The organism is Blautia sp. MCC283 (genome assembly GCF_018785565.1).
In the GTDB taxonomy this organism is placed as follows: Bacteria; Bacillota; Clostridia; order Lachnospirales; family Lachnospiraceae; genus Blautia_A.
This window is the reverse complement of the sequence record NZ_WQQB01000045.1, coordinates 365,959-380,696: the sequence shown is the minus strand read 5'-3', so window position 1 is coordinate 380,696 and position 14,738 is coordinate 365,959. Positions and strand designations below refer to the sequence as shown.

The 14,738-nt window shown below is 44.1% G+C and carries 13 protein-coding genes and 1 other annotated feature; of the genes, 9 read left to right on the top strand and 4 right to left on the bottom strand.

Features of this window, described 5'->3' with window-relative positions:
- The first annotated feature begins 1 nt into the window (after window position 1).
- Window positions 2-2,170 carry a glycoside hydrolase family 2 protein gene (locus tag GPK81_RS14325; RefSeq protein ID WP_092069699.1) on the top strand — a complete coding sequence of 723 codons (2,169 nt, stop codon included), beginning with the start codon at window positions 2-4 and terminating at the stop codon, window positions 2,168-2,170.
- Window positions 2,171-2,278: 108 nt separating this feature from the next.
- A complete protein-coding gene (locus tag GPK81_RS14320; protein ID WP_044961921.1) occupies window positions 2,279-2,530 on the top strand; it encodes a hypothetical protein in 252 nt (83 codons plus the stop codon).
- Between the two features lie 87 nt (window positions 2,531-2,617).
- Here GPK81_RS14320 and GPK81_RS18580 read toward each other — a convergent pair whose 3' ends face one another.
- From GPK81_RS18580 to GPK81_RS18730, 3 genes are read right to left on the bottom strand one after another with little or no spacing between them, the layout of a single operon-like run.
- Window positions 2,618-2,821: a helix-turn-helix domain-containing protein gene (locus GPK81_RS18580; protein WP_227945655.1), complete on the bottom strand. Its 204-nt coding sequence runs from the start codon at window positions 2,819-2,821 to the stop codon at window positions 2,618-2,620.
- Window positions 2,822-2,840: 19 nt separating this feature from the next.
- Window positions 2,841-3,128 (bottom strand): hypothetical protein, encoded by a 288-nt coding sequence (locus GPK81_RS14310; RefSeq protein ID WP_129975543.1) that lies wholly within the window; start codon window positions 3,126-3,128, stop codon window positions 2,841-2,843.
- 39 nt (window positions 3,129-3,167) lie between these two features.
- Entirely contained in the window at window positions 3,168-3,275 is a 108-nt protein-coding gene (locus GPK81_RS18730) for a response regulator (RefSeq protein ID WP_180211352.1), read from the bottom strand.
- An 11-nt stretch (window positions 3,276-3,286) separates the two neighbouring features.
- Here GPK81_RS18730 and GPK81_RS18725 point away from each other — a divergent pair, with 11 nt between their 5' ends.
- Window positions 3,287-3,436, top strand: a complete 150-nt coding sequence (locus GPK81_RS18725) for an MGH1-like glycoside hydrolase domain-containing protein (protein ID WP_412123123.1) — start codon at window positions 3,287-3,289, stop codon at window positions 3,434-3,436.
- 149 nt (window positions 3,437-3,585) lie between these two features.
- Here the strand turns inward: GPK81_RS18725 and GPK81_RS14300 are convergent, their stop codons facing one another.
- A complete protein-coding gene (locus GPK81_RS14300; protein WP_252196666.1) occupies window positions 3,586-4,548 on the bottom strand; it encodes an FAD:protein FMN transferase in 963 nt (320 codons plus the stop codon).
- A gap of 493 nt (window positions 4,549-5,041) precedes the next feature.
- Here GPK81_RS14300 and GPK81_RS14295 point away from each other — a divergent pair, with 493 nt between their 5' ends.
- The 6 genes from GPK81_RS14295 (at window position 5,042) to rpoB (ending at window position 14,736) form a co-directional block, all read left to right on the top strand.
- Entirely contained in the window at window positions 5,042-5,920 is an 879-nt protein-coding gene (locus tag GPK81_RS14295) for a Cof-type HAD-IIB family hydrolase (protein ID WP_114001819.1), read from the top strand.
- A 157-nt stretch (window positions 5,921-6,077) separates the two neighbouring features.
- Window positions 6,078-6,707 carry a uracil phosphoribosyltransferase gene (gene upp / locus GPK81_RS14290; protein ID WP_044961929.1) on the top strand — a complete coding sequence of 210 codons (630 nt, stop codon included), beginning with the start codon at window positions 6,078-6,080 and terminating at the stop codon, window positions 6,705-6,707.
- 51 nt (window positions 6,708-6,758) lie between these two features.
- Window positions 6,759-6,895 (top strand) — a sequence feature (ribosomal protein L10 leader region).
- Window positions 6,896-6,946: 51 nt separating this feature from the next.
- Window positions 6,947-7,456, top strand: coding sequence for a 50S ribosomal protein L10 (gene rplJ, locus GPK81_RS14285; protein ID WP_021652200.1), 510 nt, complete (start codon window positions 6,947-6,949; stop codon window positions 7,454-7,456).
- A 75-nt stretch (window positions 7,457-7,531) separates the two neighbouring features.
- Window positions 7,532-7,906, top strand: a complete 375-nt coding sequence (gene rplL, locus GPK81_RS14280) for a 50S ribosomal protein L7/L12 (protein WP_015526302.1) — start codon at window positions 7,532-7,534, stop codon at window positions 7,904-7,906.
- Between the two features lie 174 nt (window positions 7,907-8,080).
- Window positions 8,081-10,672 (top strand): right-handed parallel beta-helix repeat-containing protein, encoded by a 2,592-nt coding sequence (locus tag GPK81_RS14275; protein ID WP_215707248.1) that lies wholly within the window; start codon window positions 8,081-8,083, stop codon window positions 10,670-10,672.
- Between the two features lie 206 nt (window positions 10,673-10,878).
- Complete coding sequence (rpoB, locus tag GPK81_RS14270; RefSeq protein ID WP_148446295.1) at window positions 10,879-14,736, top strand: DNA-directed RNA polymerase subunit beta; 3,858 nt, start codon at window positions 10,879-10,881, stop codon at window positions 14,734-14,736.
- The last annotated feature ends 2 nt before the right edge of the window (window positions 14,737-14,738 follow it).

Below are 14,738 nucleotides of genomic sequence, written 5' to 3'. Positions count from 1 at the left end.
AATGGAAACAAGGATTGAATTGAAACAAGGATGGAAAATTTTGCAGGATGTTCATGATACAGGGGAAAAGATCGGGCTTTATGCTGCCAGGGAAGCAGATACTTCCGTAGGTTCCCAGGTGTCTGAATGGGAGGAACTGGAGGAACTGAAACATCTGCAGCTTATCTATGCCAGACAGCCATATTTCGGGCGTGAACTGAGATATTTCAATCAGGCACCCTGGTGGTACAAAACAGAGTTTGAAGTTCCGGATCAGAAAGTTACGGATGCTGTCCTTAAATTTACCAATGTGGATTATTATGGAAAAGTATGGCTTAACGGAGAATTTCTTGGAGAGCATGAAGGATATTCCGCTCCATTTTCCTTTAATGTAAAAGATAAGCTTGTTTTTGGAAAGAAAAATTATCTCATTGTAAAGGTAAGTTCTCCATGGGATGATGAGGTGGAGCTGGATGCACAGGATTCCAGAACCACCCTGGTAAAAAGAAATATGGTAAAAGGTACCTACGAACATTCTGATACATTTATCCAGAGAGATGTAAATCCTGTAGGAATCTACGGAAAAGTGGAGCTGATCCTGACAGAAGAAGGTGTTCTGGAAGATCAGACAGATCTGAAGTATGAACTGGATCCAGATGGAAAGAAAGCAGACGTATATGTGGAAACTGAAGCGCGAGGTCTGAAATCCGGGGAGACATATGATTTTAATGTAAAGATCCGGGAAAAAGAGTCCGGTCTTATAAAGGCAGAAAAAACTGTTCAGATAATGGCAGAGAAAGCAGAGACAGGCTTTAAATGTGAGCTTAAAGTGGAAGATGTCAGACTGTGGTCCACATGGGATCATGGTTATCCCTGGATGTATCAGGCAGAACTTACGTTAAGCAGGGGAAAAGACATACTGAGCAGCAGAACAACGAATTTTGCTTTCCGGGACATTCAGATTGAGCGTAATGAAAAAATAACAAGATTCTGGCTTAATAACAGGAAGCTGTATATAAGAGGAACCTCTTATTTTCCGGATTGTTATATTTCCGCAATGACAAGGGAACGGTACCTGAGAGATCTTCTTAATGTAAAGGCAGCAGGTTTTAACCTGGTACGAGTACATGTCCACACAGAGCAGGAAGTTTTTTATGATCTGTGTGACGAGCTGGGAATTGCAGTTCTTCAGGATTCGGAGTACAATTGGACGCATCCTTCAACAGATGAATGGGCGCAGAGATTTGCAGATGTTTACAGAGAAAATGTGAAACTTCTGAAGCATCATCCGTCTCTGATCTGCTGGATCATTATGAATGAACCGGGATGTGTTGATCCGGATGGAAATGTGAGAAGGAGATTTATGGAGGAAAATCCGGGACCTGCTCTGTATAGGGAGGTACAGAAGATGGATCCGGGCAGACCGATCATCAAGGGTTCTTTCTGCGAAGATGATCCGCTTAGCGGGGACAGCCACAATTATCTGGGTTCTTTAAGCGGTGGAGAATATGCAGATATTTATGAGCAGACAGAAAAGCTGAATACAGAGTACGGATTTGATGCACCGGGCAGCAGTGAAAATCTGAAAACTGTTCCGGCGGTATATCATCGTCTGGAAAAACTGGTGGATGATATCCCGAAGATCCAGGAATATCAGTATAAGCTTCTGAAATATTATACAGAGCATTACAGGATCCAGAAATATGAACCTTGCTCAGGATATGTACAGTTTATGTTTATCGACCTGTGTCCTCAGAGCTTCTACGGTTTATATGACTGGTGGGGAATTCCCAAAAAGGGTCTTCAGGCTATACTGGAAAGCAACGCACCAGTGGGTGTTTTTGCAAAGCACAAAGACCATCTGGACAGTCTGTATATTGTAAATGATACAGATGGAGCTCTGGGAGAGTGTGAACTTACATGGATCATTACAGAAACATTGAACGGAGAACTGGTGGAAAAGGGAAGTGTTAAAGCAGAAGTTCCGGCAGACAGCCGTGTCATGGTAAAAACCTTTGAGAAAGAATACGGAAAAGGCAAGAAGTGGAACCTTACACTAATTCTTTCTGATAATAGCGGTAAATGTATGGCAAAGAATACCTATCAGGATATCTGTACTTTGCTTTCAAGAGTTGATGGGCATCCGGACCGTATGAGCCATGAGTTTGGAATGAGACTCTACTGGGCCTGAGCTATCTGCAGCTCACAGGCACTTTCATCCTTGACTTGTATCAAAAATCACAACATGTTATACTTTGTGTATAAAGGAAGATTTTCGGCGTGGAAGGAGCGATATTATATGCGTTTACAGAAAGTACAGGATGCTCTGAACAAAAAAAATATCAAATTCGAATACACAGAGGAAGATGGTTGCGGAAGTCTGGATTTCATGTTCCGTGGACTGAAATTCCATGTATGGGAATACGAGGACAACGGTTGGGGTGCCGAGACCAATATTTATGCGGCTGGAAGAAGTGAGGACATTGACGGAGATTATGAAGAGAAGATTTCTGCAGAGATTCTTTCCTGGCCGGATATGATCAATAACTGAATATAATAATATTGAATAAAGTGGCTGTAACTGAACGAATACGCTCAGTTACAGCTACTTTTTATCGGAGAAAAGTTTTCTGAAGAACTATAGCTGTACGTTCAGGTATTCACTGGGAAACATCTGACAGTTCTTTTTAAAAACCTTGCTGAAGTAATTTCCATTGCTGAAACCAAGATGCCAGGCAATGTCGTCGAGAGTTATATCCGTAGACTGCAGAAGCCGTTTCACCTCGGTGAGCTTTAACTGCATAGCATAGGAAAAAAGATTCTGACGTTTTTTTAAAACAATCTGGACAGATGCTCCTTACTTAGAAAAAAGATTCTGCAATATCGGCCAGGGAGATATTTTCCAGATAATGTGCATTGATATAATCAAAAACATCACTGATTACCCTACTGGTGAATGCAGAGCAGGGTTCGGGTGATGAAGCAGAATCGGAAGTCCCAGTTTTGCCTGCTTCACTTTCCAACTGAGAAATTGTGGCTGAAAGCGCATTGTTCAAATTCTGGGGATCAACAGGCTTCAGTATGTAATCAATAACACCAGCCTGGATCGCAAGTCTTGTATATTTGAAATCGCTGAATCCGCTGATCACACTGATTTTGCTGTCGATGTGAAGTTCTTCCGGCTTTTTTTAGAGCTGTATTCCGTCCATGACGGGCATTTTCATATCTGTGATAATAATGTCAGGATGCTCTTTGAGAATGATCTTCAGGCCATCTTCGGCATTATCTGCTTCCAGAAGATCACTGTTTGCTCGGATTTATCCCATGGTGTTTTGAACTTCCGGATAAGGGATATGAAGAAGCTTGGGAGCAGATTGTGAATCCGGAAGGTTTTGCCTCCCCCTGTGGCCCTACAACTGCGGAACAGAGACATCCACGGTACGGAGGCAGATTATGAATGTCTGTGGGACGGTCCATCCTAGCCATTTTCAACGACACAGACACAGACAGCAATGGCAAATCTTCTGAAAGATTATCCGCAGACTTATGTGACAAATATGGTCTATCCGTAAGGTTTTTGGTTGTTACTGAAAAAGATTTCATGGTTCAGGATTCCACATCAGTGACATTGATCTCATCCTGGAATCCGTCAGTATAATGCAGTTCATAATCTTCTGTGATAAAAACGGCCTGCACTCCTTTTTTCTCCGCAAATTTCAGTCCGTCCTCCAGACCAAGGGCGAAACAGGTGGTGCTTAAGGCATCGCCGTCCACAGACTGGTCGGAGATGATCGTCACAGAGATCAGGCTATTGTCATATGGAAAGCCGGTTTTGGGGTTCAGGATGTGATGGTATAATTTTCCGTTCTGCTTAAAGCACCTCTCATAAATTCCGGAGGATACAACGGATTTTCCGGTGATATCCATAACGGCTTCGGTTTCATTGCGGTCTGCAAAAGGCTTCTGGATGCCTACTTTGAAGGGAGTGCCGTCAGGCTTCGAGCCGATGCAGAGGACATTGCCGCCAAGGTTGATGATAGCACTGTTTACGCCTTTTTTTACCAGAAGATCTTTCATGCGATCTGCGATATAGCCCTTGGCAATGGCGCCGACATCGAACTGAATATCATCAGAGGGAAGTGTGATATCCTGATCATCAATGGTAACACCATCAGAGCTGCACAGAGGGAGTGCTTTCTGAATAGCTGCATCATCCGGAACCTTCGGATCTTCTGCTGTGAAATCCCAGAGAGAGGTCAAAGGCGCAATGGCGATGTCAAAGGCACCGTCGGACTCCCTGGTGATAGAAAGTCCTTGGGAAAGCAGAGAGGCAAGGTCTTCAGATATATGCCAGGTGTCTGCTGTGCCGCTGATCGGATATGGAATAGTCTGCCCATCAGCATTGGGATCTTTATCCGATGTATCTTTGCGGTGATTTAATTTATAAAGCTCGCTGTTCTCATTTGTCCGGCTGAAGATCAGCTCATACCTATCGCACAGTGCCAGACAGTCATCCAGGAGGGACTTATCCTGGGAATCGTAAATGGTGATCTGTATGGCTGTGTTCAATTTGATGCTGCTGATGCTGATAGGCTCCTTCTCGGTGGCAGTGCTGGTGCCAGTGGTATTCTGGCAGCCTGTGAAAAGGAGTATTGGACAGACAAGAACTGTGCACAATATTAAATAGAAGAAACGGGAATGTGAGCGGCTTCTTTTGGAATGAAAAAAATAAGTTAACATAATATTCTCCTGTTTTCTGATTGACTGACTTAACTGAAGAGCATTTATTTGATGCAAATCTATGTAGTACATGTGGATGGGGTTATTCACTTAACCGGATCAAGCAGCGACGCGGATTGCGGATATACGCTTGACCGACATCGGACAGATTTATGAAATCTCATTATACCATGTATTTCTGAAATCAGAAAGGCATATGCCTGTCGCAAAAATCATTGTATTTTGCAATAATATAAGATATAATTTCTCCGAAAAAAGGACATATTTGCTATGGATCCGAATGATTGACCGGAATTTTTACAGATAAAAGGAGAAATTTTTCATGATAAAAGTAATTGCAAGTGATATGGATGGCACACTTCTTGGTGATGACCATAGAATCGCACCGGAAACCCTTGCGGCGGTCAGGCGTGCCTGCGATGCGGGAATCCGCTTTATGGTTGCCACCGGCCGGAATTTCCCCGGTGCCATGGAGGAACTGAAGGGAACAGAGCTGACCTGTGATTATGTGGTGAGCAGCGGTGCTGAAGTACGGAATCCGCAGCAGGAGGTTGTAAAGAGTACACCGATCTCTATTGAGCTGTGTGAGGAGGTCTACAATACGGCAAAAAAATACCCGGTATCTGTAGCATTTTTTACGGATCGCTATGATTACCGTATTGGAACAAAGAAGGAAATTGAAGACGGGATCATTCAGCAGATCCGTCTTTTCAATATGGACATAGATACCAGCGAGGAGATTGTACGGAAATCCCCGCAGTACCGCAGAATCGCCGGAAACACGAAAGGGATTTCCGATATCCGTTCCCTGGAGAGCAGCGGTGCGCCGATATATAAGATCTTCATTTTTGCGGCAGATGTGGAGCAGCTGGAGAAACTCAGCGATGAGCTGAAAGAAAATCCAGCCGTTGCAGTGGCTTCTTCCTTTATATATAATCAGGAGATTACAGCAGTAGAGGCGCAGAAAGGCCCGGTGCTGAAAGAATATATCGAGTCTCTGGGTTATACCATGGATGAGGTGATGGTCCTTGGTGACAGCCTTAATGATTATTCCATGATTTCCATGGATTTCGGCGCAACTGTTGCAATGGAAAACGCAGTTCCGGAGATTAAAAGAGCAGCAAAATACATCACAAAGAACAACAATGAATTTGGTGTGGCCTATGCTATTGATCAGGTTCTGGAACGCCAGGGAAAATAGTTTTTCCCCCTTTTGAAAAAGTGTCATATATATTATAATGTAGAAAGATGAATACAGAAAAGCGAAAGGCTTGCATTCCGGTGTATGAAGCAGAGTGGAATGAGAAGTTTCGCTTTACAAAAAACACAGACAAAGAGAGGAAATCACGATGGAAAAAATGAAAAATGTTTATATTATGGATCACCCGCTGATCAAACACAAAATTTCAATGCTCCGTGATAAAAATACAGGAACAAACGAGTTCCGTAAACTGGTGGAGGAAATCGGAATCCTGATGGGATATGAGGCGCTTCGTGATCTTCCTACAGAGGAAGTGGAAATCGAGACACCGATAGAAACCTGTAAGACACCGATGATCTCAGGTAAGAAGCTGGCAGTGATCCCGGTCCTCCGTGCAGGACTTGGAATGGTAAACAGCATTCTCACACTGGTACCGTCTGCAAAGGTCGGACATGTGGGACTTTACCGTGATCCGGTAACACATGAGCCCCATGAGTATTACTGTAAGCTTCCTGAATCTATTGACGAGCGTATTTCAGTGATCGTTGATCCGATGCTTGCAACCGGCGGTTCTGCCGAAGCTGCCATTGATTTTGTCAAGAAACAGGGCGGAAAGAATATCAAGTTTATGTGTATCATCGCAGCTCCTGAGGGACTGAAACGTCTCCATGAGGCACATCCGGATGTACAGATCTACTGTGGTTCCCTTGACAGAGAGCTCAATGAGAACGCTTACATCTGCCCGGGACTTGGAGATGCCGGAGATCGTATTTTTGGTACTAAATAATTTTGAAAAAATCTTAAAAAAATACTTGACACACCCGGCACTGTTATGGTATTGTACCTAAGAACGCTGCCGAAGACAGTAGGTGCCGTAAGGCATAAGGATTAAAACGCCTACCGAGGTCCAAGTATTCTGAGTTAAGATTACACAAGGCCTTATTGCGAAGCAGTAAGGTCTTTTTTTAAACAGATTGACTTATTGCGACGGCGGTATACAAAATCTATAAGGAGGTGTACCATTTCATGGCAAAAGTAGAACTGAAACAACCAATCGTAGAAGAGATCTCTAACAGCATTAAAGACGCACAGTCTGTTGTACTTGTAAACTACAGCGGTCTTACAGTTGAGCAGGATACAATTCTTCGTAAAGAGTTAAGAGAAGCTGGTGTTCAGTACAAGGTATACAAGAATACCATGATGCGTCGTGCATTCGAGGGTACAGCATTTGAGAGCCTCAGTGATCATTTACATGGCACAAATGCGATCGCTATCTCCGAGACAGACGCAACTGCTCCGGCAAGAATCCTTGCTAAATATGCAAAACAGTTCCCGGCACTGGAGCTGATCGCAGGTGTAGTTGAAGGTAACTACAATGATCAGGCCGGAATTCAGGCACTGTCCACAATTCCTTCAAGAGAGGAACTTCTTGGAAAACTGCTTGGAAGCATGCAGTCTCCGATCGCAAACTTCGCTCGTGTGCTTAATCAGATCGCAGAGCAGAACGGCGGAGCTGACGCAGCAGCTGCTGAGTAATCCCAGCAACGTGCAATTGGCGGCATAACGACCGCATGATTATTAATTAAAATTTATAAATGGAGGGAAATTAAAATGGCAAAATTAACAACAGAAGAATTTATTGCAGCAATCAAAGAATTATCTGTATTAGAGTTAAATGACCTTGTAAAAGCTTGTGAGGAAGAGTTCGGCGTTTCCGCAGCAGCAGGTGTTGTTGTAGCAGCAGCAGGTGCAGCAGGCGAGGCAGCTGAGGAGAAAGATGAGTTTGACGTAGAGCTTACAGAGGTTGGCGCTAACAAAGTTAAAGTTATCAAAGTTGTTCGTGAGGTTACAGGTCTTGGACTTAAAGAGGCTAAAGCTATCGTTGATGGTGCTCCGAAGGTTGTTAAAGAGGGCGCTTCCAAAGCTGAGGCTGAGGACATCAAAACTAAACTTGAGGCTGAGGGAGCTAAGGTTACACTTAAATAATCCAATCAGATCAGAAGTTTTAAAGGCTGTTGTGTCTGCCGGTTTACCGGCGGCACGGCAGCTTTTTTTGCGCCAAAGTCAGATGACATTCCAGGTGGAGAATCTGTGATATACCTTGCTTTTTACGGTTAAAGAGGTGATAATAAAATAAGAAGGAATGCAAGGAGGAGAAATATGAACAGAAAAATTGCTGCCTGTTTTCTGGCAGGAATTCTGAGTATAACAGCGGTTCCGGTTCCGGCAGCAGCACAAGAGGCGGTTTCCGGAAAAAATGTGTCAGAAGAACCGCTGGACGCAATTCGAGCACAGGAAATTGCAATGGAAAAACAGGAAGAACTTGAGGAAGAGGAAAATATGCCGGCAGAGGAACCGGATCCGTTGGTGTTGGATGAGGACGGAAAAGTGGTTCCGGCGTCTGCGGCTTCCTGGACAGAAGAAACACAGGAACCAGAAAATGCTGAAACAGCAGAAGAGTCATTGACGGATGATTTTTCTGACGGAAATCCTGATGGAAATGCGGAGGAAATTTCCGATGCTCCGACGGATGGTGACAAACCGGAAACAGAAGAGGAATCTCTGGAGACAGAAGAGAAAAGTGCCGGTACATTGTCTGAGAATGATGAAGATACAGAACTGGTTCCGGAGCAGAACACCATGGAGGATACCCAGGATGAAATTCAGCTGGAGGATGGGGCAGAAGAGATATCTGAGGATAAGGGTACCACGGATGAACTTTCAGATAATGCAGAAGAAGAAATATTTACTTCTGAGGAAGCGGACAGATTTTCAGATGGAAGTGCCTCCGAAGGGGAACTGGGAACCTATCAGACGGTAACATTGGAAATTGAAGACGGACAGGATATCACGGCGCCGTTAAATACCTTGTTTCTGCAGCTGAAAGAACAGGCATCAGAAGAAACTCCCTGTAAAGTTATAATTCCGCCGGGAAATTATAAACTCACAGGAACACTGTGTATGTACAGCAATATGTACCTGTATGCAAAAGGCGCAACAATTACAAAAACCTCACCGACCAAACATTTGATTCTTCGACTTGGAAATACAAAAGAATCAGAAGGGGAATATGAAGGCTACCGAAATGTTATCATTGATGGTGGAACCTGGGATTTTAATTATCAGTGCGTGGCAGAAAAAGATGAACCAGGTGGATTTGTGGGATTCTGTATCGGACATGCCACCAATGTCACCATCAAAAACGCAACATTCCTGAATAATCTGAAATCTCATTTTCTGGAGTTCGGCGGAGTAAAAAATGCCAAGATTACCGGATGTACATTTCACGGGTATTATAAGAATTATGTAAAAGGCGGACAGGAATGCATTCAGATTGACTGTTGTACAGATGAAGATAATGTTTTTCCACAGTATATGCCATACGATGGAAGCACCTGCGAGGATTTTGTTATTGATGGAAATGTGTTTGAGGACGTTTTTGCAGGGGTGGGAACCCATAGCATGATGGCAGGAAAAACATATAAACGGATTACCGTTACCAACAACACCTTCCATAATGTAAAAAAACGATGCATAGAATTTCTGAATTATGAAGATTCCACAGCAGAAAACAATACCATGGTAAATGTAGGGCTTGGGGTGGAAGTCTCAGCTGTGAATAAGAAAAATACACATTTGACACAGGGATACAGTGGAGAACCGGATGCGAAGAAGAACAGAAATATCCGGGTAGCAGGAAACTATGTCAGCCTTGCAAAGACTTCCAGCATCGGAGGCATTGCGTGGATCTGCAGTGGCGTTAAAGTTATAGGCTATAATATGAAGAATTCAGGAGAAGTGATTCCGGAAGGAATATATCCGGTAAAGGGAGTAACTGTAAAAGATAATCAGATTTCCGGATATGGAAACGGTATCAGTATTACTCTTGCAGATACGGATACCGTGATGGATAATCAGGTAAAAATGAAAAAAACTTCCGCATATTCCAATCTTGGTATTTATGCGGAAGATTCCAGAGGAAGCATTATCAAAAGGAATCAGGTTTCCGGAACTGCAAATACAGGAATTTATATGAAAGATTCTTCCTATGCGGCAGGATCAAAACAGAAAAATCTGATAAGCGGAAATACGGTTGCATCACCGGGAGGAGATGGAATTTATCTGCAGTCTGTAAATGCAACCTCCACAGCAGAAAAAAACACATCAAAATCCACGACTGGCTCCGGAATTCGTGTGAAATCCGGAAAAAATATCAGTGTTCTTAATAATTCCTGTTCTTCAAATAAAGAACATGGTGTCAAAATTGAATATGCACAAGGTGGCATCCGTGTAAAAAGTAACCGCCTTGTTTCCAACGGAAAGAGCGGAATTCTGCTGTGGAAATCAAAAGCAACAGAAGTTTCCGGAAATACGGTTGCAAAAAATAAAGGAAATGGTATTTACGGATATGGTTCTGTGATATCGGCCATGAAGTCCAATGCTTTCAGCGGAAACGGAAAAACGCAGGCAGTATATATGAAGGGCTGTAAAGGCTGGACAAATATTGACCGTCCTTCCTGCAAAAAAATCACAGCACAGAGCACATCCGTAACAGGAAGTGCGGCAGGCGGCCGGAATGTTATTGTTTATGCACAGCGATCCGGAAAAAGCATACGTCTGGGCTATGCAGCTGTAAATAAGAAGAAACAGTTTACAGTAAAAATAAAAAAGCAGAAAAAGAATACTGTGCTGAAAATTGTATCAAAAGATAAATATGCAAACACAGTAACTGTGAATTATACTGTGAAATAAATAAGAGCTTCTGTTCCATACATCGTATGTATAAAAGGAACAGAAGCTTTTTTTGAAAAAATGTAAAAAAATTCGAAAAAAGTGCTTGACACGCTTTTTTTCTTATGTTAAAGTGGAGGATGCTATATTATGGCTAGATATGCCTGCCTAAAGGTCAGGCGGGATCATGTTGTAATAAATAATAAAAAAACAGGGGTGAAACGTCAATGGAAAAAAACAGAATTCGTTCTGTAAAAACTGGAAAAAGCATGCGTATGAGCTACCAGAGACAAAAAGAAGTCCTGGAAATGCCAAACCTGATCGAAGTTCAGAAAGATTCCTACCAGTGGTTTCTTGACGAAGGTTTAAAAGAAGTATTCGATGATATTTCTCCGATCGCAGATTACGGCGGAAAGCTCAGTCTGGAATTCATCGATTTCACATATGATGAAAAAGATGCAAAATATTCCATCGAGCAGTGTAAAGAACGTGACGTGACTTATGCCGCACCTTTGAAGGTTCGAGTAAGGCTGATCAATAAGGAAACAGAAGAGATCAACGAACACGAGATTTTCATGGGAGATTTACCGCTGATGACTGCAACAGGTACCTTTGTTATTAATGGTGCTGAGCGTGTTATTGTCAGCCAGTTAGTACGTTCCCCTGGAATCTACTACGCAATCGCTCATGATAAACTTGGTAAGAGACTGTTTTCCAGTACCGTAATTCCGAACAGAGGTGCATGGCTGGAGTACGAGACAGATTCAAATGATGTATTTTATGTACGTGTAGACAGAACAAGAAAGGTTCCGATTACTGTTCTGATCCGTGCACTGGGCATTGGAACCAATGCTGAGATCATTGATCTGTTTGGTGAAGAGCCGAAGATCCTTGCTAGCTTTACAAAGGATACCTCCACAAACTACCAGGAAGGTCTCCTTGAGCTGTATAAGAAAATCCGTCCGGGCGAGCCGCTTGCAGTAGAGAGCGCAGAGAGCCTGATCATGGCAATGTTCTTCGATCCGAGAAGATATGACCTTGCCAAAGTTGGACGTTACAAATTTAATAAGAAACTTCATTTCAACAAGCGTATCGTAGGCCACAAGCTTTCTCAGGATGTTGTAGACACAACAACAGGTGAGATTCTTGCAGAGGCTGAGACTCTTGTTACAAGAGAGCTTGCTGATACTCTTCAGAATTCCGCAGTTCCGTATGTATGGATTCAGGGTGAGGAGAGAGAGATCAAAGTTCTTTCCAGCCTTATGGTTGATATCCGTCATTATCTTCCGGAGCTTGAGGATCCGAAGTCCCTGGGTGTTACAGAGTTAGTATACTACCCGGTACTCGAAAAAATTCTGGAAGAAAATGACACATTTGAGGACAGATGTGAGGCAATCAAACGTGATATCCATGACCTGATTCCGAAGCACATCACCAAGGAAGATATCCTTGCGTCCATCAACTACAATATGCATCTGGAGTATGGCCTTGGAAACGATGATGATATCGACCACCTGGGCAACCGTCGTATCCGTGCTGTCGGTGAGCTGCTTCAGAACCAGTACCGCATCGGTCTTTCCAGACTTGAGCGTGTGGTACGTGAGAGAATGACAACACAGGATGCAGAGAGCATTTCTCCGCAGTCCCTGATCAATATCAAACCGGTAACTGCAGCAGTGAAAGAGTTCTTCGGATCTTCCCAGCTGTCACAGTTCATGGATCAGAATAACCCGCTTGGAGAGCTGACTCATAAGAGAAGACTTTCCGCACTGGGACCTGGCGGTCTGTCACGAGACAGAGCCGGATTCGAGGTTCGAGACGTACATTATTCCCATTACGGAAGAATGTGCCCGATCGAGACTCCTGAGGGACCGAACATCGGTCTTATCAACTCCCTTGCATCTTATGCAAGAATCAATCAGTACGGTTTCGTAGAGGCTCCGTACAGAAAGATCGACAAAACAGATCCTTCCAACCCGCGTGTAACCGATGAGGTTGTATACATGACAGCGGATGAGGAAGATAATTACCATGTAGCACAGGCGAATGAGCCTCTGGACGAAGAGGGACATTTCCTTCATAAGAATGTCTCCGGTCGTTACCGTGAGGAGACTCAGGAGTACGAGCAGCACATGTTTGATTACATGGACGTATCTCCGCGAATGGTATTCTCCGTTGCTACAGCCCTGATTCCGTTCCTGCAGAACGATGATGCGAACCGTGCGCTGATGGGATCCAACATGCAGCGTCAGGCCGTTCCGCTTCTTACAACAGAGGCTCCGGTTGTTGGTACAGGTATGGAGACCAAGACAGCCGTTGACTCCGGTGTATGTGTTGTTGCGAAAAAAGCAGGTACTGTACTTCGTTCCACATCTACAGATATCACCATCAAGAATGATGACGGAACAAAAGATGATTACCATCTGACCAAATTCATGCGAAGCAACCAGAGTAACTGCTACAACCAGAGACCGATCGTGTTCCAGGGTGAGCATGTTGAGGCAGGACAGGTTATCGCAGATGGCCCATCCACATCTAATGGTGAGCTTGCACTTGGTAAGAACCCGCTGATCGGATTTATGACCTGGGAAGGTTATAACTACGAGGATGCCGTTCTGCTTAGCGAGAGACTGGTACAGAATGATGTTTATACATCTGTCCATATCGAGGAATATGAGGCAGAATCCCGTGATACCAAGCTGGGACCGGAAGAGATCACACGTGATGTTCCGGGTGTCGGCGATGATGCTCTGAAAGATCTGGATGAGCGTGGTATCATCCGTATCGGTGCTGAGGTACGTGCCGGTGATATCCTTGTTGGTAAGGTTACTCCTAAGGGAGAGACAGAGCTTACTGCTGAGGAGCGTCTCCTTCGTGCCATCTTCGGTGAGAAGGCAAGAGAGGTACGTGATACTTCCCTGAAAGTACCGCACGGTGAATATGGTATTATCGTAGATGCCAAGGTATTTACAAGAGAGAACGGCGACGAGCTGAGCCCTGGAGTAAATCAGGCAGTACGTATTTATATTGCACAGAAGAGAAAGATCTCCGTTGGTGATAAGATGGCTGGTCGTCATGGTAACAAGGGTGTCGTTTCCCGTGTACTTCCAGTTGAGGATATGCCATTCCTTCCGAACGGACGTCCGCTCGATATCGTGCTGAACCCTCTGGGTGTACCTTCCCGAATGAACATCGGACAGGTACTGGAGATCCACTTAAGCCTTGCTGCCAAAGCACTTGGCTTCAACATTGCAACACCAGTATTCGATGGCGCCAACGAGGTTGATATCCAGGATACTCTGGAGCTTGCCAACGATTACGTTAATACGGAAGACTTTGAGGAATTCCGTGAGAAATATAAAGATATCCTTGCACCGGATGTTATGCAGTACCTTGATGAGAACAAAGCTCACAGAGCACTCTGGAAGGGCGTTCCTATTTCCAGAGATGGTAAGGTAAGACTTCGTGACGGACGTACAGGAGAGTACTTCGACAGCCCTGTAACTATCGGTCACATGCACTACCTGAAACTGCATCATCTGGTAGATGATAAGATCCATGCACGTTCCACAGGTCCATACTCCCTGGTAACACAGCAGCCTCTGGGTGGTAAAGCTCAGTTCGGTGGACAGCGTTTCGGAGAGATGGAGGTTTGGGCACTGGAGGCATATGGTGCTTCCTATACACTGCAGGAGATCCTGACAGTGAAGTCTGATGATGTGATCGGACGTGTTAAGACCTATGAAGCGATCATCAAAGGCGATAACATTCCTGAGCCAGGTATTCCTGAGTCCTTTAAGGTACTTCTTAAAGAGCTTCAGTCTCTTGGTCTGGATGTACGTGTACTCAGCGAGGACGGAGAGGAAGTTCACATCATGGAGACTTCTGATTACGGAGATACTGATCTTCGTCACGTCATCGAGGGAGATTCCAGAGGACGCAGAGATGAGGAGTCCTTCGGTAAACACGGCTATACCAAGCAGGAGTTCAGCGGAGAAGAACTTGTCAATGTAGAAGAAGATGAAGACATTGAAGAAGACGAGGACATGATCGAGTTTGAAGAGTCCTTTGATGATGAGGAATAAGA

What these genes read in the sequence shown, in the direction of transcription:
- GPK81_RS14320 (WP_044961921.1), top strand. Translation starts at nt 2,279, where the DNA reads ATGCGTTTACAGAAAGTACAGGATGCTCTGAACAAAAAAAATATCAAA.
- GPK81_RS14325 (WP_092069699.1), top strand. Translation starts at nt 2, where the DNA reads ATGGAAACAAGGATTGAATTGAAACAAGGATGGAAAATTTTGCAGGAT.
- rplL (WP_015526302.1), top strand. Translation starts at nt 7,532, where the DNA reads ATGGCAAAATTAACAACAGAAGAATTTATTGCAGCAATCAAAGAATTA.
- GPK81_RS14275 (WP_215707248.1), top strand. Translation starts at nt 8,081, where the DNA reads ATGAACAGAAAAATTGCTGCCTGTTTTCTGGCAGGAATTCTGAGTATA.
- GPK81_RS14295 (WP_114001819.1), top strand. Translation starts at nt 5,042, where the DNA reads ATGATAAAAGTAATTGCAAGTGATATGGATGGCACACTTCTTGGTGAT.
- upp (WP_044961929.1), top strand. Translation starts at nt 6,078, where the DNA reads ATGAAAAATGTTTATATTATGGATCACCCGCTGATCAAACACAAAATT.
- rplJ (WP_021652200.1), top strand. Translation starts at nt 6,947, where the DNA reads ATGGCAAAAGTAGAACTGAAACAACCAATCGTAGAAGAGATCTCTAAC.
- rpoB (WP_148446295.1), top strand. Translation starts at nt 10,879, where the DNA reads ATGGAAAAAAACAGAATTCGTTCTGTAAAAACTGGAAAAAGCATGCGT.